Origin of the sequence: Sporosarcina sp. P37, from assembly GCF_002109365.1 — a bacterium.
In the GTDB taxonomy this organism is placed as follows: Bacteria; Bacillota; Bacilli; order Bacillales_A; family Planococcaceae; genus Sporosarcina.
The window spans coordinates 2,704,555-2,731,552 of record NZ_CP015349.1; the positions used below are offsets into that span (position 1 = coordinate 2,704,555).

The 26,998-nt window shown below is 40.6% G+C and carries 27 protein-coding genes and 1 tRNA gene; 20 read left to right on the forward strand and 8 right to left on the reverse strand.

Translation table 11 applies throughout. The features are described from left to right. Positions 1-96: 96 nt before the first annotated feature. From SporoP37_RS13530 to SporoP37_RS13560, 7 genes are all read left to right on the forward strand, one after another. Entirely contained in the window at positions 97-489 is a 393-nt protein-coding gene (locus SporoP37_RS13530) for a hypothetical protein (protein WP_085431238.1), read from the forward strand. Continuing rightward, the gene (spoVAC, locus tag SporoP37_RS13535; RefSeq protein ID WP_081244188.1) at positions 489-944 is read left to right on the forward strand and encodes a stage V sporulation protein AC; all 456 of its coding nucleotides are present in this window, start codon (positions 489-491) and stop codon (positions 942-944) included. Before SporoP37_RS13530 ends, spoVAC begins: the two co-directional genes overlap by 1 nt. Then, positions 938-1,957, forward strand: coding sequence for a beta-ketoacyl-[acyl-carrier-protein] synthase family protein (locus SporoP37_RS13540; protein ID WP_085431239.1), 1,020 nt, complete (start codon positions 938-940; stop codon positions 1,955-1,957). The genes spoVAC and SporoP37_RS13540 overlap by 7 nt, the downstream gene beginning before the upstream one ends. Continuing rightward, positions 1,954-2,316, forward strand: a complete 363-nt coding sequence (spoVAE, locus tag SporoP37_RS13545; RefSeq protein WP_081244190.1) for a stage V sporulation protein AE — start codon at positions 1,954-1,956, stop codon at positions 2,314-2,316. Before SporoP37_RS13540 ends, spoVAE begins: the two co-directional genes overlap by 4 nt. Before the next feature lie 157 nt (positions 2,317-2,473). Continuing rightward, positions 2,474-2,527 (forward strand): YjcZ family sporulation protein, encoded by a 54-nt coding sequence (locus SporoP37_RS17760; protein WP_231293356.1) that lies wholly within the window; start codon positions 2,474-2,476, stop codon positions 2,525-2,527. Positions 2,528-2,542: 15 nt separating this feature from the next. Next, positions 2,543-2,797: a stage VI sporulation protein F gene (locus SporoP37_RS13555; RefSeq protein WP_085431240.1), complete on the forward strand. Its 255-nt coding sequence runs from the start codon at positions 2,543-2,545 to the stop codon at positions 2,795-2,797. Between the two features lie 80 nt (positions 2,798-2,877). Continuing rightward, on the forward strand, positions 2,878-3,186 hold the full coding sequence (locus tag SporoP37_RS13560; RefSeq protein WP_085431241.1) for a hypothetical protein: 309 nt from the start codon (positions 2,878-2,880) through the stop codon (positions 3,184-3,186). A 50-nt stretch (positions 3,187-3,236) separates the two neighbouring features. Here SporoP37_RS13560 and SporoP37_RS13565 read toward each other — a convergent pair whose 3' ends face one another. From SporoP37_RS13565 to SporoP37_RS13575, 3 genes are all read right to left on the reverse strand, one after another. Beyond that, positions 3,237-3,686: a GNAT family N-acetyltransferase gene (locus SporoP37_RS13565; protein ID WP_233190059.1), complete on the reverse strand. Its 450-nt coding sequence runs from the start codon at positions 3,684-3,686 to the stop codon at positions 3,237-3,239. Positions 3,687-3,693: 7 nt separating this feature from the next. Further along, a complete protein-coding gene (locus SporoP37_RS13570) occupies positions 3,694-4,209 on the reverse strand; it encodes a YjcG family protein (RefSeq protein WP_081244195.1) in 516 nt (171 codons plus the stop codon). An 88-nt stretch (positions 4,210-4,297) separates the two neighbouring features. Continuing rightward, a complete protein-coding gene (locus SporoP37_RS13575) occupies positions 4,298-5,020 on the reverse strand; it encodes an alpha/beta hydrolase (protein WP_085431242.1) in 723 nt (240 codons plus the stop codon). 106 nt (positions 5,021-5,126) lie between these two features. Here SporoP37_RS13575 and SporoP37_RS13580 point away from each other — a divergent pair, with 106 nt between their 5' ends. From SporoP37_RS13580 to SporoP37_RS13610, 8 genes are all read left to right on the forward strand, one after another. Next, positions 5,127-5,678, forward strand: a complete 552-nt coding sequence (locus tag SporoP37_RS13580; RefSeq protein WP_081244197.1) for a phosphatidylglycerophosphatase A family protein — start codon at positions 5,127-5,129, stop codon at positions 5,676-5,678. Between the two features lie 109 nt (positions 5,679-5,787). Further along, positions 5,788-5,964 carry a hypothetical protein gene (locus SporoP37_RS17105; RefSeq protein ID WP_155961374.1) on the forward strand — a complete coding sequence of 59 codons (177 nt, stop codon included), beginning with the start codon at positions 5,788-5,790 and terminating at the stop codon, positions 5,962-5,964. A gap of 1,261 nt (positions 5,965-7,225) precedes the next feature. Further along, complete coding sequence (locus tag SporoP37_RS13590; protein ID WP_081244198.1) at positions 7,226-8,227, forward strand: TAXI family TRAP transporter solute-binding subunit; 1,002 nt, start codon at positions 7,226-7,228, stop codon at positions 8,225-8,227. A 146-nt stretch (positions 8,228-8,373) separates the two neighbouring features. Continuing rightward, a complete protein-coding gene (locus SporoP37_RS13595) occupies positions 8,374-8,898 on the forward strand; it encodes a DUF1850 domain-containing protein (RefSeq protein WP_085431244.1) in 525 nt (174 codons plus the stop codon). Next, a complete protein-coding gene (locus SporoP37_RS13600; protein ID WP_081244200.1) occupies positions 8,888-10,924 on the forward strand; it encodes a TRAP transporter permease in 2,037 nt (678 codons plus the stop codon). Before SporoP37_RS13595 ends, SporoP37_RS13600 begins: the two co-directional genes overlap by 11 nt. Positions 10,925-11,304: 380 nt before the next feature. Continuing rightward, the gene (locus SporoP37_RS17330) at positions 11,305-11,454 is read left to right on the forward strand and encodes a hypothetical protein (protein ID WP_198160030.1); all 150 of its coding nucleotides are present in this window, start codon (positions 11,305-11,307) and stop codon (positions 11,452-11,454) included. 179 nt (positions 11,455-11,633) lie between these two features. Further along, positions 11,634-11,706, forward strand: a tRNA-Val gene (locus SporoP37_RS13605). 681 nt (positions 11,707-12,387) lie between these two features. Beyond that, positions 12,388-13,140 carry a hypothetical protein gene (locus tag SporoP37_RS13610; protein WP_085431245.1) on the forward strand — a complete coding sequence of 251 codons (753 nt, stop codon included), beginning with the start codon at positions 12,388-12,390 and terminating at the stop codon, positions 13,138-13,140. Positions 13,141-13,654: 514 nt separating this feature from the next. Here the strand turns inward: SporoP37_RS13610 and SporoP37_RS13615 are convergent. Both SporoP37_RS13615 and SporoP37_RS13620 read right to left on the reverse strand, forming a co-directional pair. Beyond that, a complete protein-coding gene (locus SporoP37_RS13615) occupies positions 13,655-14,662 on the reverse strand; it encodes a DUF4365 domain-containing protein (RefSeq protein WP_143565483.1) in 1,008 nt (335 codons plus the stop codon). A gap of 50 nt (positions 14,663-14,712) precedes the next feature. Next, a complete protein-coding gene (locus SporoP37_RS13620; protein WP_085431247.1) occupies positions 14,713-15,888 on the reverse strand; it encodes a tyrosine-type recombinase/integrase in 1,176 nt (391 codons plus the stop codon). A gap of 243 nt (positions 15,889-16,131) precedes the next feature. Between SporoP37_RS13620 and SporoP37_RS13625 the strand changes: the two genes are divergently transcribed. The 3 genes from SporoP37_RS13625 to SporoP37_RS13635 are packed head-to-tail and all read left to right on the forward strand — an operon-like array spanning position 16,132 to position 18,814. Beyond that, complete coding sequence (locus SporoP37_RS13625; protein WP_085431248.1) at positions 16,132-16,338, forward strand: helix-turn-helix domain-containing protein; 207 nt, start codon at positions 16,132-16,134, stop codon at positions 16,336-16,338. Positions 16,339-16,397: 59 nt separating this feature from the next. Next, positions 16,398-17,288, forward strand: coding sequence for a bifunctional DNA primase/polymerase (locus SporoP37_RS13630; protein ID WP_085431249.1), 891 nt, complete (start codon positions 16,398-16,400; stop codon positions 17,286-17,288). Beyond that, positions 17,285-18,814, forward strand: coding sequence for a YfjI family protein (locus tag SporoP37_RS13635; RefSeq protein WP_085431250.1), 1,530 nt, complete (start codon positions 17,285-17,287; stop codon positions 18,812-18,814). Before SporoP37_RS13630 ends, SporoP37_RS13635 begins: the two co-directional genes overlap by 4 nt. 191 nt (positions 18,815-19,005) lie before the next feature. On the opposite strand, the gene SporoP37_RS13640 is transcribed toward SporoP37_RS13635, so the two are convergent. From SporoP37_RS13640 to SporoP37_RS13650, 3 genes are read right to left on the reverse strand one after another with little or no spacing between them, the layout of a single operon-like run. Further along, positions 19,006-21,594 (reverse strand): DEAD/DEAH box helicase family protein, encoded by a 2,589-nt coding sequence (locus tag SporoP37_RS13640; RefSeq protein ID WP_085431251.1) that lies wholly within the window; start codon positions 21,592-21,594, stop codon positions 19,006-19,008. After that, positions 21,591-23,462 carry a site-specific DNA-methyltransferase gene (locus SporoP37_RS13645; RefSeq protein ID WP_085431252.1) on the reverse strand — a complete coding sequence of 624 codons (1,872 nt, stop codon included), beginning with the start codon at positions 23,460-23,462 and terminating at the stop codon, positions 21,591-21,593. Before SporoP37_RS13645 ends, SporoP37_RS13640 begins: the two co-directional genes overlap by 4 nt. Positions 23,463-23,495: 33 nt before the next feature. Continuing rightward, positions 23,496-24,398, reverse strand: a complete 903-nt coding sequence (locus SporoP37_RS13650; RefSeq protein ID WP_085431253.1) for a tyrosine-type recombinase/integrase — start codon at positions 24,396-24,398, stop codon at positions 23,496-23,498. 455 nt (positions 24,399-24,853) lie between these two features. Here SporoP37_RS13650 and istA point away from each other — a divergent pair, with 455 nt between their 5' ends. Together istA and istB are read left to right on the forward strand one after the other, a co-directional pair. Further along, complete coding sequence (istA, locus tag SporoP37_RS13655; RefSeq protein WP_335696860.1) at positions 24,854-26,272, forward strand: IS21 family transposase; 1,419 nt, start codon at positions 24,854-24,856, stop codon at positions 26,270-26,272. Further along, entirely contained in the window at positions 26,269-26,994 is a 726-nt protein-coding gene (istB, locus tag SporoP37_RS13660) for an IS21-like element helper ATPase IstB (RefSeq protein ID WP_085430033.1), read from the forward strand. Before istA ends, istB begins: the two co-directional genes overlap by 4 nt. Positions 26,995-26,998: the final 4 nt, after the last annotated feature.

The following is a 26,998-nucleotide window of genomic DNA, read 5'->3' on the forward strand; positions in this document are numbered from 1 at the left end:
CCTTATGCAGGCTGAATTCCAGTGACAGGGCGTTTTACTCAATATGCATAAATCCCGCATGAAAGATCCATCCTAGCAGGAAGGGAGGCGTCGATTGTGAAAAGGTTAAGTATTCTACTGATATTGCTGTGCTTTTTGGCAGGCTGCAATGAAAAAGGAATTTATATTGAAAATACCACTGCTCATGATGAAGCGGCACTGAAGAAAGTGCTGGAAGGCAATGAACATGTGAAATTGGCGAAAGTTCTTCTATATGAAGATGAATTGCTGGCAGGAATTCGCGTGAATACGTTTTCCCGATTTCAAAAGAAGACTGTCGCTTCGGATATTAAAAAGAAATTGAAAAAGGATTATCCAGATATGAAAGTCACTGTTTCTGCCGACAGTAAAGTGCTGCTGGAAACCAATAAATTAATGAATAAAAAGGAGCAGAAACATTTCCGGAAAAAAATCGATAAAATAAAATCCATTGAAAAGGAGCAAACGTGATGCAACAAGAAAAGTATGCCCAGATAGAGAAAGAGTTATCACCTAAACCTCCTGTTATGAAAAATGTAATTAAAGCCTTTCTTACGGGCGGATTCATTTGTTTAATCGGACAATTTATCGCGCTCTTCTATATAACCTATTTTGATTTTACAGAGCGTACGGCAAGTAACCCGACAGTCGCCACGATGATTTTCATTGCCATGCTCCTGACAGGATTTGGTTTGTACAAGAAAATTGCGCAATTTGGCGGTGCGGGCGCAGCGGTCCCGATTACCGGTTTTGGCAATGCGGTCGTGTCATCAGCCATCGAACACAAGTCAGAAGGCTATGTGCTCGGTGTGGGCGGCAATATGTTTAAGCTGGCAGGTTCGGTCATTTTATTCGGCGTATTTTCAGCTTTCGTTGTGGCACTGATTAAAACGATTCTAGTGAAATTTGGTGTCGTCTCATGGTGAAACAGGGCATTTTAACATTCCATTCCATGCCGAGTATTCATGCGACAGGCGTTACAGCGGGGCCGCTGGAAAAAAAGAAAAGTGTGTTTGCGCAGCAATTTGATAAAACATATGATGACGAACGTTGTGATCTGCCTACAAATGAAGACGGCCATCAGCAGTTAATGTATGATGCCGTACTCATTGCACTGAGTAAATCCAAAAAGCAGCCGGACAAAATCGATTTCTTTCTGACCGGCGATTTGGTGAACCAGATGACACCGTCAAATTTTACTGCGCAGGCGCTCGCGATACCGTACATTGGTTTATTTTCAGCCTGTGCAACCTCTGTATCTTCTATAATAACAGCCGCTTTGCTGGCAGAGGCAAAACAAGCGGACTGGATTGTTGCAGGTTCTTCAAGTCAGCATAACGCAATTGAGCGGCAGTTCCGCTATCCGATTGAGTATGGTTCGCAAAAGGGCGCAGCGTCGCAATGGACAGTGACTGCGGCCGGCGCTGTGCTGGTTGGAAAGCATAAACCGGGGACCCCGGTAATTCGATGCGCGACAGTCGGTAAAGTGGTAGATATGGGGATGACGGACCCATTGAATATGGGATCGGCGATGGCGCCGGCAGCCAGTGAAACACTGATGAATCATTTATCGGGACACGGTATGACGGTTGATGACTACGATACGATTATTACCGGTGATTTAGGCAGCAATGGTTTTACTATTTTTAAAGCGCTGGCCAATGAAAATGGACTGCCGCATACGAAGAACTTCAGGGATGCCGGGGAAGAATTTTACGGGAAAGATCCTTCCTTTAATGCGGGGGCCAGCGGTTCGGGTTGTTCTGCGGCCGTATTCTTTTCTGACGTATACCAAAAGCTGATGACTGGGGAATATAAGCGTGTGCTTTTACTTGCGACAGGCGCACTGCTGTCTCCTTTGTCGTTTCAGCAAGGCGATACGATTCCGTGTATTGCCCACGCGGTTGAACTGACGATGGATGAGGTGACACCAGAATGATTTCAATTTATATTACATCATTTATAGTAGGCGGCCTGATTTGTGTTATTGGTCAATTATTGATGGACGTAGCCAAACTGACGCCTGCGCATACATTGTGTTCGCTGGTCGTGGCGGGATCTGTCCTGGACGGCATCGGATGGTATGAACCGCTGATTGATTTTGCTGGTGCCGGGGCAACGGTTCCCATCACTTCCTTTGGCAACGCATTGACACACGGTGCATTGGCGGAAGCGGAAAAGCACGGCTTGATTGGTGTTGTCACAGGTATGTTCGAAGTGACGAGCTCAGGAATCAGCGCCGCTATTATTTTTGGATTAATCGGCGCTTTGTTGTTTACTTCAAAAGGAAATGTCTAAACGATTCAATCGCCCTCTCCATTTCGTTCTTCTTTGCATATAGTAGAGAAGAAAGGAAGGAGGGGTTTTTATGTACGGATGTTATCCATCTTACGGTCAAGGTGGTTTTGGATACGGCGGGGGATATGGTGGAAGATATTGCGGTTCTTCATTCGTCTTGATCGTAGTTCTGTTTATCCTACTCATTATTGTAGGCAGAAGCTATTTCTAAGGAGGAGAGCCTAATATGAATGATTCATTCTTTCGAAAAATAGAATCCAAAACAGGTGTCCCAATGGAAGAAGTCTTTGCATTAGCAAATGCTATTCAGTTTGCCGATTTTAAAGATGAAAAACAAGTCAGGAAAATTATTCAGAAAGTCAGCCAGGTGGCAAAGAAAGATGTTCCGCAGCCGATGGAAGATGAATTGGTCAACTCTATCCTTCAAAGCGGCAAAGGACTAAATCTGAATGACATTACCAAATTACTTGGCGGCAATTAAAATAATTTTCTAAATGAGGTTTAATTGTGTTATAGAGTGGATATAGTAAAAGTGAAGAAATATAAAAGGAGGTGCACATCATGGGATATATATTACCGATTCAAAATTATCAGGCGCAGCAATATGCAGAGCGCATGAATAATGACCGTCATAACTTTGCTTACATTGGCCGTGTACATCCTGTACGTCTGAATAATGAGGAATCAAGCTACTGGGAAGAAGTCTTGGAAGAGGAAGACAGACGTCGTGAGGAGCAACTGCAGCAACAGAAGAAACGTGCACCTCAACCTTTAGTAAAAAAAGGATTTATCGCTCCGAATCCGGCACAGCTCTCACCTGAAATTGCAAACGTCGTAGGTAAAGGCCAGGCAATTAACGCTTATGTATGACAAATCTAAAAAATATCCCTGACAGCTGATCATCAGTTGTCAGGGATATTTTATTTAATGTGACAATCCGCCGGTAACACCTTTTCCATCGCACGGTGCGGAATATCCGCATCCATGAACTCGGGCGATGTGACGACGTAGCCCAGTTTCTCATAAAAAGGCACAGCGTAGGATTGCGCATTCAAAATAAGTTTCTTCATCGAATTCTTTTTGGCATGATCTTCTAACGTATTCATAATCAAACTGCCCAGATGTTTCCCGCGGTGCTCCTGCAAAATACAAATTCTTTCGATTTTTGCATGGGCATTAACGAGCCCTCTCATGCGGCCCGCACCGATCGGCTGATGATCTTCATCGTATACGACGAAGTGGATGGCGTCCTGATCGTATTCATCCAATTCCAGAACCAGTGGGACGCCCTGCTCTTCCACAAATACTTTCTTGCGGACAGTGTAGGCATCCTGCCGTCCCTTTTCATCTGATACAATCTTCACTGTGATCTGCAAATCAGGACTCCCGGTCAAGACGGAATGTTTCGTAAACTGTCCACGATCCATCCTCTAGCTGATATAGTAAATGGATACGGTCGATGATCTCAGAATGATCAACGCCAACCATTTTCATTTGGTTGATCACATCATCATGCTCAATGGAAGTCAGTTTCTGTGCAATCGTCACATGCGGTACAAATGAATAGTTAGTAGAATCATGGTAAAAATCGGCATTTAAATCTTTGTGTAAAGCAAGAATTTCATCATTTGGCACAACTTTAAAGTAAATCGTATTCGTAGTCGGCGCGAATGAGCCGACTTTTGTAACTTTCAACTCAAAAGGGCTGTTCTTGATCGTAATTTCTCTTAACGCTTTTGCTACTTCCTCAATTTCCTTATCATTCGCTTCGAAAGGATCTTTCAGCGTCATGTGCGGAGTGATCAGCGCATAATGCGGATCATATCTCATGCGATAGCCATTTGCCAAATCCTGAAGTTTTTTTGAAGGGAATGCAACAATACCGTATTTCATTTAAGATTGCCTCCTTGTGAATTGATTGAATTTACTGTGCATCTACTCAAGTATATCAGAAAACAGCCACGTTTGTCCTCTTCTATTACTAAAGGCTATTAATTTCAATCAGTGCCCGGCGGATATCCGGCTGCCAGGACTTCCATGTATGGTCGCCGTCAAGTTCTTCATAGAAGAAAGGGAATCCTTTTTCTTTAATGACTTTGTGCAGTTCACGGTTAGGAGTCAGAAAATCAAGTCTGCCGTCAGAAGTCGTCGGGACGTATGTTTCTTCTTTCCCGATGACATGATAAATAGACAGCGCGGCAGGATTTTGATTGGCACGAACAGATTCAAGCACATGTTCGTTGACGAACGGAGAATGCAGAACAACATTTCCAAAGCAATTTGGATATTTTAATGCTGTTAATAATGAAATTGACGCAGCCAAAGAGTCACCAATCAGGGTTCGTGAAGCACCCATTTGGTATGTTGGATAGGTTTCATCAATATACTGGATTAACTCATGTGCTAAAAAGCGGATATACGCTTGATGGCGGTCGCCTTCGGGATGATACATGCGCCGGCGTTCCTTTACAGTTTTGTATGGAATTCCTACGATAATCACCGGTTCAATGATTTCCTCTTCCATTAATTCATCGGCAACCCTGCCGATTCGGCCAAGCTGGAAATAATCCTTGCCGTCGGAAACGAGCATGACGTTATGTTTGTATAAAGGAGAGTAGCTGGAGGGCAAGTAAATCAGCAGCTCCATTTCCTCCTGTAACTCTTTGCTGTAAAAACGGATTTCTTCGATTTTTCCTGGATTCATTTTGTAGGACCTCCATAATTAATGTACACTTAATAATTATCATACCGATAATTAACAGTGTAAAGCCAGTGAAGACTATTGGATATGAAGAGAGAGGAGAAATAATATGGTAGCAGGTAAAAAAATTGTTCATTCAGATGTGGTAACAGCTGCAACAAAAGATGCGCTGTTGCGCCGAGGGGTTAAAATTGAAGATATTGCAAAAATCGTTTATGAAATGCAAGTTCCTTATAATAAGGGGCTGTCACTTGAACAATGTGTGGATTCAGTAGAAAGCGTACTGCGCAAACGCGAACTGCAGCACGCAATTTTAGTCGGAGTGGAATTGGATGAAATCGCAGAAAGAGGCCAGCTGTCAGCACCGCTTCAGCAAATTGTCGAATCGGACGAGGGGTTATTCGGAGTGGATGAAACGATCGCATTAGGCGCAGTGTACACATATGGCTCGATTGCGGTTACGACGTTCGGTCACTTGGATAAGAACAAAATTGGCATTATTAACGACCTGGATACGAAAAAGGGAATCGGGATCCACACGTTCCTTGATGATCTCGTAGCGAGTGTCGCGGCGTGTGCAGCGTCCAGAATTGCCCACAGAACGCGCGATTTGCAAGAGGCGGGCCTGACGTTTGAAGATGTGCAAAATGGTAAGAGCTGATGAACGAAGCGGGACTGCCCTAGATCATAACTAGCGGCAGTCTTTTTTATGTCCGGTGCATCCGTCTATGAACCCAATGCGGCCGCTTTTTTGCAAGGGGAACAGGGAAGTGCTAAACAGAGGGCGTTCAGCCCTTGTGAATCATGACTGGATTACGCGGGTTGCCGTCATCGTGAAGAGAGAAGGTAACGTCATTGAAGCCACTGCGGCACTGGCGGATGGCTTCCGCAATGAGCCAGACAGGAAAATCGCCTGTCAGTCTCGTCACTACGCCTACTGCTTGTAAGGCGCCTCCGTTCAGTGAGGGATAGTCACATTGGCTTCTGGTTTTTGAAATGAGATAGAGAATTGCAGGGCAGACCGCGTTCAGCTCTTTTGCATCCTAACTGGTTTCCACAAGTTGACATCATTATAAAAATAGAAGCGAAACGGTTTTGGACTCACTGCGGCGCTGGCGGATGGCTACGCAATGAGCCAGACAGGAAAAACGCCTGTCAGTCTCATCACTCCGCCGACCGCTTGTAAGGCGCCTTCGTTCAGTTAGGGGGAGTCACTGTGGCTTCTGGTTTAGGAAAAGTAAACGTAAATGTTAAGCACAGTGCCGACAGTGTTCTGCATTGTACTTAACAACTGGATCACATAGTCTGCCGTCTTGTGAGAAGAGAAGGGGAACGTCATTGAAGCCACTGCGGCGCTGGCGGATGGCTACGCAATGAGCCAGACAGGAAGACCGCCTGTCAGTCTCATCACTTCGCCGACCGCTTGTAAGGCGCCTCCGTTTAGTTAGGAGGAAGCAAGTATGACACTTCATTTGCCTAAGCATACCCCCGTCGGCAGCGAGTCACTGCACTTCATCTCTTTTAAACAACAACCTGACTTGCTTCCACTCAGCAGCGCTGGCACAACTGCGGGGTCGGCCGAAGTCATGAGACAACTGGCACGAACTACCGCCAGCTGGCTCATGACGAAAGGCAATCCCCCACGTGCCGGCGCGGGTCCTAAAAACTGGCACTTGCTAACTTCAACATCCAATAACGAGTCGAGCAACGATCCCAACACTAGAGCCAAAACAGCATTGAACTCACTCGGGCGCTTGCGGACGGCTGCGTACTGCACTTCTTCTCTTTTAAAAGAGTACATGAATAGCTTCCACACAGCAGCGCAGGCACAACTGCGGGGTCGGCCGAAGTCATGAGACAGTTGGCGCGCACTATCGCCAGCTGGCTCATGACGAAAGGCAATCCCCCACGTGCCGGCGCGGGTCCTAAAAACGGACACCTTCTAACTTCAATCCCCAACAATCAGTCGAGCAACGCCCCAACACCCCATTAAAAAAGACTTACCCCTAATTCCCCTCGCTATCCAAAAAGCGCCGCTGGGCAATAAAATAATAGATCATACCTCAGCCCATTGCTGCCTGCCATCCTCTCCTAATCTCCTAATTTATCAACTAGAACAAAATGATCATAAAATATTGACAAGGTAAAGCGCTTTCATGGTAGAATGAAAATGTGTATGACTACAAATAGAAAAGGGGAGATTGTCACATGAAGAAAAACTCACTTCGCCTGTTGGCGCTGATTTCCATGCTTGCACTTCTTGTACTCGCAGCTTGCGGTAACGATGAAAAAGCAGACGGAGATAAAGCTGCAGACGGAAACAAAGACGAAGGCAAGACAGAGCAAGACTACAAGTTTTTGAGCTTGCTGACTGGGGGAACACAAGGAACTTATTATCCATTAGGCGGTTCATTTGCTGAATTCATCACCCAGGAAACTGGCATTAAAACAACTGCTGAGGTATCTCAGGCATCTGCTGCGAACATGACGGCACTTAAAGATGGAGACGCTCATATCGCATTCGTGCAAACAGACATCGCTTATTACGCATCGAAAGGTGAAATGATGTTTGACGGAGAAGTAATTGACGAAGTATCTGCAGTCGGTTCACTTTACCCGGAAACAGTTCAATTGGTTACATTGAAGAAAAACAAAATTAAAACGTTTGAAGACTTGAAAGGCAAAAGTGTATCAGTAGGCGCACCAGGTTCTGGAACATATGCAAATGCTGAGCAACTGCTTGAAATCCACGGTTTATCTATGAGCGATATCAAACCGCAAAACTTGGATTTTGGTGAATCACAAGAAAGTCTTCAGGCTGGACAAATCGACGCTGCATTCATTACAGCTGGAACTCCAACAGGTGCTGTTGAAGGTCTGAACGCTGTTGCGGAAGTATTCATTGTTCCGGTTGAAGATGAAAAAGCTGACGAATTAATCGAGAAATATCCATACTATGCAAAAGAAATCATCCCTGCCGGAACATATGGTTCTAAGGAGGATACTCCTGCGGTATCAGTAGGTGCAATGCTCGTTATGCAAAATGATATTTCTGAAGAGCTTGGTTACCAGATTACAAAAGCAATTTATGAAAATGCTTCAAAAATCCAGCATGCTAAAGGCGCTTTGATTAAAGCGGAGAGCGGCTTGAACGGTATTGGTATTCCTGTTCACCCGGGTGCGCAGAAATACTTTGATGAAGTAAACTAATTGGCAAGAATGTTTTTTTTGACATGATCAGAGGGGACGGTGAAGCGAAAGCTTTGGCCGTCCCGTTCTTGATTTTTGCGTGAAATTGGCGCAATTCATATACTATTACGACTACTGATGAGAGAGTAACAGAAAGGGATAAGCGGATGAAATTACGTAGATTCGTTCTGCTGCCGATTGTTCTGACAGGAATTGTGTTGCTGATCGCATTGTTTTATCCATACAGGCAAATAATCGTACTTGAGGAAGTTCGGAGCGAACAGCACGAAGTATATTACCTTCCATTGCGTGAAGACCGGCATTTTCAAATTAACTATATTCATTCGATACACTTATCCAATGTGAAGGAACAATATCTCATTACTGAAAATGAAAAGCTCCGTTTCGAATGTATGCAGTATGAAGACGTAGCTATCGGATTGCCGGGTTACGCAGAAGAGGGCGAAACGCTGCAAGTGGAAGATGGTGTTTATACGCTTACATTCGAAAACCGCGTGATTGACTCGTTTGTTCTTTATGTAGGAAGAGTAAATGCCGATCTGTCTTTGCGATATCAGCAAAAAGATTATCATCTGAAAGAATTTCTTCAAAAAGGTCATTCCTATGAATTTTATGTGGCCAAGGTATCAAATTATGAGTTGTTGAAAGGAGCTAGAGTAGATGGAAACTAACAAAGAACGGGAAAAAAATAATTCCCCCATCTCAGATGAAGAAATGGGTACGCTTTCAGAACAAGAGCAACTCGAAATTCTTCAAAAATACGACCCTGAATCCAATACGCGGGACTTGAAGGGTCTGCTCAGTAAAATTGTGTTTTTTGGCTTACTGGCATTTTCTATTTTCCAATTATACACTGCGATTGGTAAACCGTTTACAGCGCAAATCCAACGTTCCATTCACTTAGGGTTTGCCTTATCGCTCATTTTTTTACTGTTTCCTGCCAGAAAGAAAATTGGTGTGCGCCGCGACAAGGTGCCGTTTTACGATATTATTTTATCGTTATTGGCAGTAGCGGTCGGTTTGTATTGGCCGCTGTTCATTGATGAACTGGTATTTCGTGTGGGACGTGTATCTGATATTGATTTAGTGATTGGTATCTTAGCTGTTCTGTTAACGCTTGAAGCGGCGAGACGTGCGGTGGGACTGCCAATTACAATTATTTCAATCGTGTTCTTGGTTTATGCGTTCTTTGGACCGTATTTTCCCGGATTCCTCGCACACCGCGGGCAAAGTGTGGAAAATCTCGTTCAATTAATGTTCTTTACGACAGACGGGATTCTCGGTACACCGATCAGCGTATCGGCCACCTTCATATTCGTCTTCCTGCTGTTTGGAGCATTTTTGGTAAAAACGGGCGTCGGCACCTATTTTAATGACCTGGCAGTAGTACTTGCAGGCCGTTTAACCGGCGGACCGGCGAAAGTTGCTATTTTCTCAAGTGCGCTGCAAGGTACGATTTCTGGAAGCTCTGTCGCTAACGTAGTAGGTTCGGGTTCATATACGATTCCGATGATGAAAAAACTGGGTTATCGTAAAGAGTTCGCTGGCGGAGTGGAGGCAGCAGCTTCTACAGGCGGGCAGATTATGCCGCCGATTATGGGCGCGGCTGCGTTTCTGATGGTTGAGTTCATTGGCGGGGTAACGTATTGGGAAATAGCCAAAGCTGCGGCTATTCCTGCGCTGCTGTACTTCACGGGAATTTGGATTATGACCCATTTTGAAGCAAAGCGCGTAGGCTTGCAGGGGATGGATGCATCACAAATTCCGAACCGTAAAGAGACGCTGAAAAAGATTTATTTACTGCTGCCGATTGCAGGAATTATCGTGTTCTTATTAGCGGGCATTCCAACGATGAAAGCCGCACTGCTCGGTATTGTACTGACGATTGTAGTGAGTGCGATCAGTAAAGAAACAAGAATCGGTCTTCGTGATATGATCGATGCGCTGGTTGACGGTGCGCGGACAGCATTGGCTGTTGCGGCAGCGACGGCCTGTGCAGGTATCATTGTTGGTGTGGTAGTGAAAACCGGACTCGGGCTAAGTTTGGCAACAGGTCTGATCTCAGCAGCAGGCGGTAATATTTTACTGACACTGATTTTCACGATGTTTGCAGCAATCGTTTTGGGGATGGGTTCTCCAACGACTGCAAACTACGTGATCACTTCTACAATCGCAGCGCCAGCCATTATTACGCTGCTGATGCTGGGTGAGCCGGCAGGTGCAGCTGTGCCGATTGTAGTGGCAGTATCTGCACACTTATTTGTTTTCTATTTCGGTATTATCGCAGATATCACGCCGCCTGTTGCGCTGGCCGCTTTTGCAGCCTCGGGTATTTCAGGCGGAGATCCAATTAAGACCGGTGTTACTTCTGCAAAACTTGCGATTGCGGCCTTTATCATTCCGTATATGTTTGTTTTCAATCCCGCAATGCTGATGCTGGATTCAAGCGTGACGGAGATTATATGGGTCACCATGACCGCAATTGTCGGGATGATCGCGATTGGCGCAGGATTGATTGGTTATTGGTACAGTAAATTAAACTGGATTATGCGAATCGTAACGATTGCCACGGGAATGATGCTGATTTACCCGGAAACCCTGACCGACGTTATCGGCTTAGTGCTATTCGTTATCTTACTTGCATTTCAGTTTATGGGGAACAGAAAAAACAATCCGCCAAAACTGGCTTCAAATTAAAAAAAACGGCATGTCTGCTCAAATATTGCGAGCAGGCAAGCCGTTTTTTATTGTCCGGCTGTTCAAAGTTTCTGTTTTTCAATTTGCCTGTCATAAACACTAGATTGATTGATAAAAAAGAACTAGAGTGCTTGTACATCTTCAATAGATGAAGAGTCTAGTATTTACTTGGTTTTATCGCTAAAAAGGTATTTTCATTTCACAGAATTACAGGAAAGTCAAGAAGTCAAAGGTCTAGAAAAGAATGAATCATTTTTGGACTAATTGCGCAGTTTTGCCACTGTCAGTTATGTATATACTACATATAAGCAAATCAATCACAACAGCCAAAATATACAGATCGGTACAGAAACCAATCAAACCAAAAGGAGAGAGATAAAATGAATACACAAGACACTTGGTGGGAAACTGTTTTTGAAGGTCACTTGGCACATGGCTTCAATAAAGAAAGAATGAATGAGCTGGATCATGAGGAGTTTTTATATTTTGAAAAAGAACCGATGGAAGAAAATGCAAATCCAATGCAGTAATTGAAAGGAGAATATCCTCTGAACAATGTAACGTATATCCATAAAAATCGGTAATTTTTCTGACGGAATAGAAAAATTATCGATTTTTAATTTCTTTGTTTACAATAGGGCGAGATGATGCTATTATAGTATTTGTGCTTGAGAGCGTAACTGCTTATTGTGCACATCCTAGTATTTTCGATTCCGTAGCTCAGCTGGGAGAGCGCCACCTTGACAGGGTGGAGGTCGCTGGTTCGAGCCCAGTCGGAGTCATTGGGTGCCAAACCCAGTTAAAGACCGTCGGAACACGGTTCTTTAACGCCAAGAGATCCTATTAGGCCGGATGCCTAGGGGTCTTTTTTTTGTAGGTTGGTGTTAAATTGGTGTTAAAAATCAAAGTAAATAAATCAAAAAAAGTTAACAGTAAATAATTTGATCTGGATTTTATCATTTTCGACGATGACCAGCGTTTCTGTCTGGTGCTTCCCGGAGAAGGTGCATTAAGCATCCTTTGCAACGCTGTGGAGTCTTTCCATACACGCTGAATCTCCTCGTAGTTGCGGTGCTGCTTGCATATCTGTAGCTATCTTAAATAGAGACTTGTTAACCGTAGATGTTGGAATAGTATGTTGTAAAACAGACCATATTCATCAAAGGGCCATTTCCTTTATTTTCTTTAGGGATTATACTTTATGGACAGTAAGCTCATTGTAGCGGAAGACGATCGACTTCAAAGACGCACGCTCTTCATTTCTTAGATGGCTTAAGTCATGTCCCTTGCTATCCCTGTATAGTATTGAAATTAGCGTTAAACAGTTGCTCTGTTATTTTATGAAAAGTTTTTATTCAAAGTATATAGAGGCAGTAAATTTTTGAGTTTTAAGAGTCGAATTCTCATATACAGTGAGAAAATTAATGATAAAAAAATCATTTAGAGGCTAGGGGAGGATAAATTTGTCAAAAGAAAAAAGTTTATCATTAAGAAATCTTCAAGAAATTTTAAGCGATCTTGATTCTTTTGCAGAAGACTCTTTAGAAACGATTGGACAAGTGATGGATAATACTCCTTTAAAAATGTTAGGTGTAGCTAAACATATCTGGAATTACCACAAGGAAAGAAAAATGAAACGATTTTTGAAAGGATTTTCAAAAAAAATAAACGAACAAGGAAAAAAATATGATGACAAAGATAGGGAGAGCCTAAAAGAATTTCTAAGTCATGATCATTCCAGGGAAAAATTTTTTGGAATATTAGATGGAGCTCTAAATTCCGTTTCTGAAAGAAGCTCAGAAATATTAGGTTATTTTGCAGGTGAAATTTTGCTTTCTACTCAAAAGATTGATTATACAAGTTCAATTATTATTCACGCTCTTCAGAATATGAATGACTGGGATATTGAGTACTTTAATAAGGCTTATAACTTTCTAACGAGTTTGCCCGAAGATGAAAATGCAGAAAGTGTGAATTCTACTATGTTGTTTTTACGGTTAAGGCCAGAGGAGTATGAACAGAAAGGGGATGAACTTGATAAATTGATTTTGGATAACGAAGAGTTGATGGAGTTCAGATCTTCCTTAATGAAGTTGAGTAACTTACAAGTTATAAATACTGGCGGATTGATGATTGCAACTGATTCAAATACCTTTGTTCGTAGTAATATTGGAAACAAGTTAAATGAGCTAATTAATATGTTTAGAATTGATTAAGACAAAAGATTATAATCGTCAATAATTGAGGTCGAGGATCAGTTGTTTATTTTGAAATAGCCAAGCGCTTCTTTATCTGTGATAGATAGTTGCGATTGTTGACTTCAATAAAACGTAATACGCCCAATCGTAGATAGAATTTTTTGCACGTCCTAGTCAACACTATAATTTTGCTTTTCAATGAAATTCAAACTGAACATTAGATATTATCGTTAAGACAAAGAACCCGTATTAAAATGGGTTTTTAGAGCTTGTAGACAAGTGGCCAAGTTAGACACCAGTTGATTGCAGCACAACAAAGCGGCGACTTCCGCAGGATCAGCGTGACAGCCAATACCCGAAAGGCCCAGCGTCAGCAAAGGTGGGGGGCTTGACGCACGCCTTGCGGAACGCATCCGCCTGAAGCGAAGATCAACCTTCAAAGAGAAATTCCAGTGCCTAGAAAAGTAATTTTCTACTTTGTCAACAGACTGAAAGAACCCATATTGAAATGGCTTCTTATTTTAAATTGTTGTTATACGCTACTCTCAGCATCATAGTCTTTCATGATTTCAGAAAATAATGTTGGTAAATTCTTTTCTCTAACAATTTCTTCATACATATCCTCAAGGTTAACTAACCTATCCCAACAAGCAGTTATGTCATGGAGGATCAAAGGGGGATTGTGCTCATAAATACTGTCACTTTCAGACTCGTTGGCCAACATCTTTATGTTTATTGATATTTTTTCATTTAATGAATGTAAATCATTAAAGCACAACTGAAGAGCACCCCAGTTATGAATATATCTCCAAATGTCATTGTCCATAATATCGTTCAGAAAGTATTGAATTTGATAGAAAAACAGGTTAAGTTTTTCAATTTTACGCCCGTTTTCCATATCCTTCATACCTTCAATACTATAATTAATCTCTTTGCGTTGGTAATTAAATTTAACAAACATAGCATAAAATTTCATTCTGATTGCGCTAAATCTCAATGGGAAAATCGTTGATGCGTCAGATGTTATCTCGTTACTAATAGGTATATTGATTACTTTTTCCCCTTTATCCCTAAAACTTGGATCCTCGGGAATTAGTACTTTTTCAATATAGTCAGTTAAACAAACATAAAAGATTTGTTGTGTATCTAATACTACATATAATAAATAGACAGGGATAGCAGCTCCCATGGAGTGAACTGTAACAATTGTATCAGTATCAAGTGAGAATTTGATAACTTCAATCTCAACTTTTTCACTACCTGTATAGTGGAGAGGATACTGTGCTACGTTGGTTCTGCTTCTGACTTGCATTACCTTGGTTTCTATGCTCTTAACTGACTTGACCTGAGCAAAGAAGAACTCACCTAATGCTTCATAATTATTTCCCTGTACACTTTCAAAAATCTCAACTTTGAGATCAATCCCATAGTCAGGAGTGTACTCTCGAATTATCCATTCTCTTGGAAACGTTTGTCTAATAATCTTTATAGAATCATCTGCCATAATATGTTGAAAAACACGTTTTTTTCGATTTGCCAAATTCAACAACCCTTTCTCTTTTTAAAAAGAGTATAGTAGATAACTCTTTGTTATTTTCGCAAAAATAGATTATTCAACTTTGCTGCTGCATCTTGATCCGCCGATCTTAATAAATGGCCGTAAGTATCCATTGTTACACTTATTTTTGAGTGACCTAATCGCTCAGCTATCACTTTTGCATGGACATTTTCGGCTATTAAGAGCGATGCTGAAGTGTGTCTCAAATCATGTAATCTTATATGTCTAATTTTATTGCGTTCCGTAAATCTTCTCCACCAGGTTGAAGGAGTATCCGGATAAAAATGTGTTCCATCTTCATTACAAAACAGCCACGATCTTTCTTGTTCAATCCACTTGGAACCCATAGCATTTTTTTCTGCTATCCAATAATCTTTATAATACTCTAATTCCTTTATAATCGATTCAGGAATCGCCACAAGCCTGTTTGAGGCCTTTGACTTGGGACCTTTAATCAAAGCCCCATCTGCCTTGACGATTGTAGTATCGATGTCTATACGCTTATTTTCGAAGTCTACTTTTGACCATTCTAAGCCCAATAATTCTCCCCTACGTAAACCAGCAGCTAAAGCTAAGGAAATAAACACACGCCAATGGAACGCTTCTTTTTCGACTGCCTTAAATAGTAATTCGATTTCATCAAGTTCGTATATATTTAAAGTTGATTTCTTAGTTGACTTATTTGCCTTTGGCTTACTTACCCCATCCATTGGATTAATACTAATGATTCCCCATTGCTTTGCATACTTAAAAACACTCATTAGTGCTTTATAAACATCTTCTTTAGCAGAAACGGACAGCTCACCATCTTTTCCATCCTTTCTCGTTAAATTTTCTAAAAGATCCACTAATAGAATGGGTTTTATTTTATCTATAGTCACATGTCCAATTACAGGGAGGATATGATTTTTCAGTACCAAGTACCTGTTTTGATAGGTAGTTTCCGAAAGCTCTATCTTGGCAAATTTTTTCTCCCAATCCTTGGAAAATTCAACGAAACTCATTTTCTCGGGGGTTATATATTCCCCGGACATTACTTGCTGTTTAAATTTTAAATATTCATGGTCTAAATGTTCTTTTAGTTTTTTAGGTGTGAATTTTTCTGTAACTTTGTATGTCATTGTCTCTCTCTTGTATTTACCATTTGCATCTTTACCTACATAAACAGTAAAACGATAAGAATTTTCTCCACGCTCAACTATAGACATTTTCTTTAGCCTCCCGTTATTATAATATTTCTAAATCCAAGTCAATTGATTATAATGATTGTTACTGAAAGAAAAGATGTTGACTCATATTGTAATCGGTGGTACGATTATGTCAACTAAAAAATTAATATAATCTAAAGGGAATACCCCTCTGAGAAAATGACTTGTGCATTGGCACAATTTGTCGTTTTTTCAGAGGGGTATTTTTTTATTTACCTCAAAAAAAATTAGGGAGAGAAAATTATGGGACAGACAAAAACTATTCTAACGGTAAAAGAATTAAGATCTGATTTTTTTAGAAATGAGGTGTCTTTAAATACAATTTATGCAATGGTGCGGGAAGGTCAAATCCCAAACGTGCGCGTACGAGGGAAGGTTTTGTTTCACAGGGAGTCAATTGAAAAATGGTTAGTCGGTGGAGGAACAAACTCTGGTAAAGAAGTTTACTAAATTAAAAACCTCGTTTCTTGTCGTTAAGAAATGAGGTGGTTAGGAAAGAGGTAATTTAGATGTTTAGTAATACAAATGTACCTTACCTTGGTCATGAAGTCAATGCTGCAGCAGAAGCAAGTAAAATGTTGAAAGCAGCAATTGCATATGCAAATGAACTCCAATGGCATGTATTTCCTGTCCATTATCTAGTTAATGGCAGATGCTCTTGCGGCAAGGGAGGGTGCACAAACATAGCAAAACACCCGATACCACGAAATGGTTTTTATAGTGCTACAACTAGTATAGATCAAATTAAAAAATGGTGGGTTAAACACCCGATGGCGAATATCGGAGTAAGGACTGGAAAAGAATCAAATATATTTGTTTTAGACGTTGATATTAAGCAATGTGACGGTCGTTTGACTTTAGATGAATTAGTTAATAAATACGGAAATTTGCCAAATACAGTTCAATCAATAACGGGTTCCCAGGGATTACATTATGTTTTTAATTATCAAGAGGGAATAGAAAGCAAAGTTAATTTTTATCCGGGGTTGGACATTAGGGGGGATGGTGGTTATATTATTGTTCCCCCTTCTCAGCACAAAAGTGAACGAAGATATATTTGGGAGTTGTCATCTCATCCACTACGAACTGAGATCACTGAAGCCCCAAAATGGCTTGTCAAAATGCTAATTGAAAATAAATCTGGAAGGAGGACAAAGAAACATTCATCTTCCTATTGGAGTAACCTTGCGAGAGGAGTTGCAGAGGGAGAAGGAAGAAACAATGCAGCAGCAATATTATCCGGTCATTTATTTCGCCGTTATGTTGATCCTCTTTTAATCACCGAGTTGCTTAATTTATGGAATCAGCAAAATCGACCGCCACTCACACAAGAAGAACTATATAAAACAATAAACAGCATAGCCGGAATAGAACTCGCTAGGCGGCGTGGTAGTAAATGATTCAAAATAATAACATAGTAGCTTTAATAGAACACAATAATGAGAAAATAGATGAATGGGAAATCCCTCTTCCTTTCAATAAACAAGTCTTACCGACCATTGAAGTAGAAGTCTTTCCTGAGTGGATTAAGGATTATATTTACGGAGTGGCAGAAGAGACGCAAACACCAGTCGATGCATCTGCCTTAGCTAGTATAGCAGCATTATCAACAGCATTGGCAGATAAGTTCGTCGTTTCACCGAAAGAAGGCTGGATAGAGACGATAAACACATATATGGTCGTTTCACTCAGTTCAGCGAATAGAAAAAGCGCTATTTTTAACCGTTTTATATCGCCAATTTCAGACTTCGAAAAAACGGAAATGGAACGAACAAAATCAACCATATTAAAAAGTAAAATCAAACGAAAAATGGAAGAGAGTCGTTTAGCGACACTAGAGGCACAGTATGCAAAAAAAGGGGACCCAGAAATCCTGGAAGAAGCAACTAAAATTGCAGAAGAGCTTGCAGAGGAGGAAGAAATAATTGCTCCCCGATATATTACCTCGGACTCTACTCCAGAGAAGATAGCGGATTTAATGTTTCAACATAATGAGCGCATGGCCATACTATCTTCTGAGGGAGCTGAGGCATTCGAGATGATAGCGGGTAGATATAGTAACAAACCAAACATCGATATATACTTAAAAGCTTACTCAGCAGATTATACATCAATAGATAGGCTGAATCGACCTTCTATTGTGCTACAAAAACCTCGATTAACTATAGGGCTATTTGTACAACCTTCAGTAATTCAAGAACTACCAATTGGTTTTAGCAACCGAGGATTAACACAACGATTTTTGTATGCGTTGCCAGCGTCTTTATTAGGTTACAGACATGAGGATCCGAAGGAACTGGATTATCGAGTTAGTAATCTTTATTACTCCAATATGCAAAAAATGCTGGGTTACAATATTGTCGAAAACAGCGAAGAAAACAGTAATCCACTAGATAAACTGAAAAGAATAACGCTAGATGATGAAGCTTATAGTTATATGCTACGATTAGAAAAGGAAAGGGAACTAATGTTGAGAAATCAAGACGTATCTGAAGGTTATCTGGGATGGATTGGAAAATTAACTGGTCAAATTATACGAATAGCAGCGTTATTTCATATAGCAGATAATATTACTAAGGAAATAGCGGATATTCCGCTAATTATTAATTACGAGACATTACAAAGAGCAAATGCTTTGCGTGATTATTTTCTTAGTCATGCTGAGCAAGCTTTTGGAATTATGGGTAACGTTGAAAATGAAAATATCTTAAGGTACGTTTTAAAACGTATTTTGGATACCTCTAAAGGACAGGACGTAATTTTATATAGAGATCTACAGCAATTAGTGAAAAGAAAGTTCAACAAAATGCAAGAATTAAGGGAGGTTCTTAAAAAGCTTGAGGAAATGCACTATATCAGAAATGAAAAGGTTGGGCTAAAGGAATTTATAAGAATTAATCCAACTTTACTAAAAAGACAAGGATGATACCCCCTTTACCCCCAAGTATAAAAAATGCTTTTACAATGCTGGATAAAGCGGGGGCAACGAAAAGAACACTAGTCCCCGTTACCCCCAATTGAAATACTGGGGGTAATGTGGGCTTATGGGATTACTCTATGTCCCCGCATCATTTAGCAACAATCATACTCTAGGGGCTTATTGGGGGTGTGGGGGTATTAAGTCGATGGAAGATCAATCAACTTCTCTTTAAAGTCCTCTTTAAAATTACGTCTTTTTTCTTCATCGTCTGAATAAAACTTAATTCCAATAAGACGCATATTTTCATTTTCGCTCAACACTTCTATATCATCCCTAGTGGTTAACTCCAATAGAAAGTTCTCCTTCCACTGATCCGCTTCATGTAATTTACTATTCTTAGGCTCCAGGAACACTTGGTAAGTAAAATTTTCATCTTTCAGATAGAGCAAGAAATCCGGCATGAAACCCCTGATACCACCAATTTCTGTCACCCGAACTTTTCGCTCATTACGAATGAGGTAAACTTCTTCATATTTCTCCTGCAGAGTCTCTATATAATTGTTAATAAAATCAATTAAGTCTCGTTCAAGACCGTTGACGATTGCTTTATCATAGATATACCAATCTAGGTCCCGCATAGTTCGTTCCTGAACAACCTCATGCATCGTATTAACCCTACCACGGACTTGGTTGACCTCTACGTAATAATCCTTGATAAGTTCTGAAAATTGTACGCCATAAAAGACTGGTGTTCCTTTTAACTTCATATAGTTTAATCGAATGCTGTTGGCTGCCTGAGACAGAAATTTTTCAACTGTCTTTAGTTTTTCAGTAGGCGTTAGATCTTTAGCAGTTAGTCCAATAGGAACAATCAATGTGATTTTCAAGCCGCCAAGAAAATTCTCATTCTCTATAAATTCATCAATGCTCGAAATACTTGGGATATACTTTTTTAAATTGCAAAAATGGTAGAAAGGATTGCGTTGAATTGCTTTTTGCAGTAGGCGTCGATCTACTGTCATTTCTATTACATGTGTCCTTGAACTCATCACTTCACGGTTAGTTCCATATACTTTTTCCACGGTGGTTTCGTAATCCATTTCGAAGTCAGAAGATACATTGTAGTCCTCAAATGCCTGGTATTCGTCAGGAGTAGTAGAAATCACACGGTTAATATAGATTTTTCCATACTTATATAAATCAGTCAGCTTAAATTTCGATTTGATTTTAGCTTCAAGTCGAGTGCTGCCATCTTCCTTGATTTGAATCTTAGCGGCTTCTAACGACTTGTACAGATTCTGGATATAGGCATTCTCGTTGATTGTATGGTAATGTAGCATCTCAATTACTTTCAAATCGCTGTCTGCCATGTCAAACCGTCGTTGATACGATTTTTCTCCTTCATAGATAAAGGGATAGTACCGCGCACCCCGTCCAATCAGTTGCGCTTCGCTGTCGGTCGTGTTGCGAGTCTTGCTTGCGCCCTCACTGATCCGTACTATATCGAACAGGTTGAGCACATCCCATCCCTCGTTTAGTTTAGCAACTGCAAATATGGTTCGAATAGGGTTGTCCTGTTCTTCGAGCGTGTTTAGCAGCAGTGTGTTTTCTTCTGACAGAAATTTTGAATCGTTCGCATTCAATATTGTTTCATCCGCAAAGTCCCATTGCAAATCACGAATGAGAGTGGCCAGTTCCAATCCTTTGTAGTAGTTGAACATTTTCCCCAAAATACTTTTCGTACTGGCGTATAAACTTATTCCTTTATCTATTGCTTCTTCAAGTTGCCGCGTCGTCAAGTTCTCGATCATGTCGGTGAATACATGGTTGGTTGCAAGCGACTTCGCAATCGTATTCGACTTGAATAGGATGATAGGCTTCAAGTCAATTCCGTTGTCCCTCGCGATGTATTTACGGTATTGACTTAGAAGAACAGCATTAAGGATTTTCTGTTGGTCGTCCTCATTCGCCTGCAATAGTACTACGTTCTTAGAATAGCCTGATCCCATAAAACGTGTTAGATCATATTGGTAGACAATCCGGTTTTGTAGTTTTTCGAATAACAATTCATTATCAAGATTGAAGGTAGCACTAAAACCCAAAAGCCGGTTCTTAGGATTTAAAGACAGCAACCTCTCGATTGTCCGCTCCCAGGAACGAGCTTCGGCTTCCTGCTTGGAAACCCTTTTCTGATTGCGCCTTGTCTCTGCGAAATAATGGTGAGCTTCGTCTGCAAGCATCACGATGTTCAGGTCTTCGAGTGTGACATAGGTTAGTCCGTTCTCTTTCGGCTCGTCAAGGTTTCCGTGTAATTTTTGAATGCTTGTTACTTGCAGATAGATTGTGTTCGATGCAGGTTGATGTGGGAACACATCAACAGTTTTGATTTGGACAGTTTCCCCTTCGATAACGATGCCCAACGGATTGAACAGGTACTTTGGCGAGGCACTATTTGTCAGGTTGTCTATTGTCTTCTTCACGATGGCATCGCTGTCAGCGAAGAATAGGAAATTTCGGTAGCCATGCTCTTTATATAGATACAGAATAGAAGCGGCAAGCACCAACGTTTTTCCCGAACCCGTGGCCATATGAAACAGTTGGTGATTGAATGCGATATCCGCCGCATCCGACTGCTGTGTGAACATGAAATGACGTAATGCCTGTTCTTGATAGAGACGCAATTCATGGTTCAGGTTATCGGGTACATATTGGGGGATGTCCGGCGGCGTTACGAATATTCTACTGAACTCGTCTTCGATCTGGGCGTGAAGAATTTCTCGACTCACTCGTTCTCACCGTCCTTTGCATAGAAAGAACGATTAAATGCCTTGATAGATTCAGGCACCTCAAACTTGGCATCATCTATCTCGGAATAGCTCAGATAGAGTTGGTTCGCATCTAATACGTTAATCAAGAGCCGTTTTTTTTCATCGAAAGACAATTCTTGAAAACCGCTATTTTTGTTTGTGGCTTTCTGTATGTCTGTTTTAAAGTTAAGATAGGCAGATTCATTCATGTTTCTCATAACAATCTTTAAATCGGCGTCCTTAGTCGAATCTTGAATCATGCTGATGTATTTCATATTGAGCTCCTGTAATTCTGCATAGATAAAACTCCCGCCACCTTTCCAACTGACTTCTCTCGAAATGCCACCTTGCTCTCCTTCTATGACTTTCTTCATTCTTTCGGAAGTATAGTCTATTTCATAAGTCATTTGTTCAATACTAATATAATGTCTATTGAGTTTATGTGCTACTGCTGCTGTTGTGCCGCTTCCTGCAAAGAAATCCATGACTATATCTCTCTCGTCAGTGCATAGCATTATTATTCTCTGTAACAACCTCTCTGGCTTTGGAGTTGAAAAGGGATTGTTCTTCCCGAACAGAGCAATAGATTCTTTTTTTGCTTCCTGATTATGACCAACTTCTTTATTCGGCCACCAGGTCCATGCAACCACACCCGGAGATTCAGATAAATAAGTTTTCCTTCTCGGCATGGCATCACCATTCTTGCCAAACCACATCCTTCCCTCCTCTTTCAATTTAATATATTCAGATTCAATTCTCTTCCAACAATTACCCGGAGATGGGGTGTACTCTTTTCCTGCTGGTGTAATGATCTTATACATCTGATTCGGTCTATAACCTTGCGCGGTAAAATCAGTCGAAACCCAAGGGCCCCTTGGATCGTCGTCAGGATTCTTAAATCTTGCTCTTTGTTCATCGGACAAAGGGAGAGGATTTACTTTAAAAGCCTCTTTATTGTTTGTGTATACCAGAATGTGATCATGTGCATCACCTATGGTGGCTCTTGCATCTGGGGAAGTTCTTTTTTGCCATATGACATCTGCCACGAATCCATTAGGGAGAATGCTATCCATCATTACTTTTAAATAATGGGCCTCATTGTCATCAATATTTATCCATATGGACCCACCATCCTCCAGAAATTCACAAGCGATTTCCAGTCTATTTTTCATGAAGATCAACCAAGTTGAATGATTAAAGCGATCGTTATATTTAAAACTATCACCGCCTGTATTATAAGGCGGGTCAATGTATATCAACTTTACTTTCCCAGCATACCGCTCTTTTAAAGAATGTAAGGCTATAAGGTTATTTCCCTTAACAATCAGATTATCATTGTCATCAATGTTAGTGACTTCATGCTCTCCATGTTTATCATGTTTCTTTATGTTTGTTAGCACTTTTGGCGACAGCATTATATCGATTTCTTCTCTTGCCAGCACATTATGATAATAAACTTCTTTCTTTCCGACATCCTCTTTTGTCATTCCTCCTTCAAGAACACAGTCCTTGAAGGGAAATTCCAAAACGACATCAGAATCATAGCGTAAATATTTGCCTTCGCTCGCAAGTCCGATTTCATTGCTAAACCGAGTGTAGCTGTTCTCCCAATAATTTTTAAAGCGAAGCATTGCTATAAATTCGTCTACTTTGAACAACAAGCCGTCTCTAATTTTGATAGAATAGGCTTCCTTAACCTTTTCATTTGAAAACAAAGTTTCGATCAAGTCGGCACGATATTCCCTCATGTCTTCAATGACTTTTGTTTTCAGTAATAACTCGTCCTCCCAATATTCAGGAAAAGTAGACAAAACGTCTTTAATCTCTTTCAGCAATTCTGTTCCCACACGACAACCTCATTTCACCTGTAGTAATAATTATTATTTTTTGTAGCACATGAATTTATCTACCGTGATATCCGCCACAGTCAGGTAATGTTTATCTAATGTTTCAAGCGACTGATGTCCGGTCTGTTTAGCAATTGTGGAAAGATCAGCCCCAGACGAGTGCATGAACGCGACCATTGTTTTCCGAAAATTATAGGGAGTGTAACCCGTCCATTTCTTCAACTGTTTTCGGTAGGCAGTTTCAGATATTCTAACGCCTGTAAATATCCCGTTTTTTCTCCGGCTTCCCACAAAGTGATCTTCGGGTTGCAATCCATACTCTTTGACGTATGCTTGGATTGCTTGTACGGTCTCCGGCTGCAAACGCTTGTTGTGCCATCTATCCTGTTTTCGCAGATAAACACTCACATACCTACCATCCAAATGAAAATCCTGGACTTGTAGATTCACCATTTCATTCGGTCGATTTGCAGTATCTAGGTTCACCAAACAGATCGCTTTTGCTCTTAAGTCGAGCCGCTCTATGATATGCAGCAAATCTTCTATATCGACCGGGGCTTTCCCTGTTTCCCTTACCAAACGTTCCCGACCTTCTTCACGATACAGTTTACGTGTGTGAGAAATTCGGGTTTGAATCGCCTCATCAAACTGGATGCCTTTTTTAATAATGAAATATTTTCGTAAAGAAACTACTCTTTTCTCCCAGGTATTTTTCTTTACGCCTTCCTCTGTTATTGAAACAAACAAGTAATCGAGGAGAGAGTCCGGATTTTCTGCCTGTTGGGTGTCTTCGCAGTATTTCTGGTACATACGAATGTCGCTTTGATATCCATCCGGGATATAATTTTTGATTTCTAAGATCTTTTGTTCCTGAGTTGCATGGCGTTTTCTGTTTTCAAAATCTGCTGTATACACGACATTCCCATTTTGCTCCATTGAACCGCTCCTTTGCAATAATTTATTTGCTCGCTAAATAACTCCATTTTATCATATAGGTTACGATAAGGGAGTAATATCGTAACCTATATTTCGGGGTACAAACGCTAAAATAAATATGGGGGAACGAACACTGTTTATGTCAAAATAAATAAGCCTTCTGATATAAAACATCAGAAGGCTTACTTTAGTTTTTATGTTCAAATTCGTTACTATATTAAAACCTAGTTATATATAAAGAAACCGCCTTTAAGCCTGTGAGCAAAAAGCGGTGTTTAGTGCAAAATAGAAGTACATAGTTTTGAAATGAAAAAGTACATAACATTGCAACGTAAGTTTCAATAAAAAAAGGCTTGCCAGCCTCTTCAAACTTCTCTACTGTATTGGTGTCGAATCAAAACCAGTGGAGGTTGAAAGGAATGCTGACAATGCCTGAAATTAATTGTATCAAACTAATGAGAAATCAGAAATCATTATCTATCAACAAGATATCTAAAACCTTAGGAATTAATTGGAGAACTGCTAAAAAGTATGCTGATGGTGATCTATTACCTAAAGAAGCAAAGAGAAAAAGATCGGGAATGATGTATAGAGAAAAATGGGGAGAAATTGTTGGAGATTGGCTTTGGGAAGATCAGAAGCTTAAAAGAAAAGATAGAAGAACTAATAAAGGAATTTTTAAGGCCTTGCAAGAGATGGGATTCGAGGGGTCCTATCGGACTGTTTCAAACTATATTCAAGAATGGCGTGAAGGAAGAGAAGACCTGGAGGATGAAACGAAAGACAAAAGCTATGAGAGACTCATCCATCCCCCTGCTGAGGCACAATTAGATTTCGGATTGATGCAAGCTGTGCAGGATGGAAAATACCGAGATGTTCATTGTTTGGTTATGACGCTTCCTTTTAGTAACAGTGCATTTGCCATCCCATTGCCAGCAGAAAATCAAGAGTGTCTTTTACACGGTATGAAACTTATCTTCGATCAACTTGGTGGTATTCCAAGAACAATCCGTATTGATAACATGAAAACTGCAGTGGTGAAACCAAGGAATAGAAATGAAGAGGCTGCTTTTACCCAAGAATTTTTACAGTTCGCCACTCATTATGGATTTGAACCACAAGCCTGTAATCCATATTCTGGTCACGAAAAAGGAAATGTAGAAAATAAGGTGGGATATGTTCGATATAACTTTATCACTCCGGCCCCTGTTATAGAGGACTTAGACCACTTGACAAAGCTACTGCAAGAGCAACTAACGACAGATCGACAACGTATTCACTATAAGAAGCAAGTTCCGTTACAAGAGTTACTGGAGGAGGAGCATCAATATCTTTTAGCATTACCTGAAGAAGAATATCCAGTATTCAAAGAGGAGAAAACAAAAGCGAATAAGTATGGAGAAATCACGTTAGATAAAACGAAGGTGTATGTTCCAAAAGGATATAATTACAGTCAATTATCCGTAGTGAAGTACTGGGATCGCTTTAAGGTGGTGTCTCCTCACGGAGAGCCGTTATATCAAGACAACCGACCCTATATGCATAAGAATCGCGAGATTCCTTGGCAATCCATCTTGAAAGCATGGTTGAGTAAACCACGGGCAGTAAGCTATTCACGTTATTCAGCTTATTTACCTGGTCGACTCTTTGAATATCTAAACATCTCTAATCTTTCGATTCGCAAAGAGCGTATTCAATGGATTATCGGGCTTTTAGCTACGTATGAAATGAATGAAATCAATAATCAATTCTACGAACTCTTAAGTGGTCAATCGGACGAGTTAAAAGAGCCAGATGCGCATCCCTATAACATTGATTGGAGCAAGTATGATCAGCTTCAGAGTGCTCCTCAGATTGAAGGTGAGGGGAAATGACCCAAGATTTACAGACCATGTGCAAAGCATTGCGCTTAGCGCACGTGCATGATGTTTATTCAGATATCCCATTTGAAAATTCTGCTCAATTTCTTGAAGCTTTATTAAAAAAAGAGCTGCAGTTACGGGAAGAAACGAAAGCCGAGAGATTGATTAAGAAAGCAAGATTTCTGCAAAAGAAGTCCCTTTCGGCATTTCAATGGAATGAACAGATTCATTTTCCCTCTCATATTGATTCGCAAGAATTATGTACGTTAAGTTTCATCAGGCGCAAAGAGAATGTCATTCTAACCGGTGCGCCCGGTACAGGAAAGACTCACTTAGCTACGGCCATTGGTTATGATGCGTGTAAAAGAGGGCTTGAAGTACGATTTTACCGGGTTTCAGATCTAGCAGAAGCATTGGAGAAATCCTGGCAGGAGGGAAAGTCAACGCAGTTTAGAGCGCGTTTTAAAAACGTAGACCTTATCATATTGGATGAAATGGGGTACATACCATTCAATAAGGAAGGGGCAGAACTCCTCTTTCAGCTGATTTCTGACTGGTACGAACAAAAAAGTTTAATCATCACATCAAACTTGGAATTTAGTCAGTGGAATCGCGTTTTTAGCGATTCTAGATTGACTGCAGCATTAGTAGATCGGGTGATACATCATGCCCATATATTGAATTTTACGGGAGATAGTTTTAGAGTAACAAACGCTTTATCACGTCAAAAATAATACT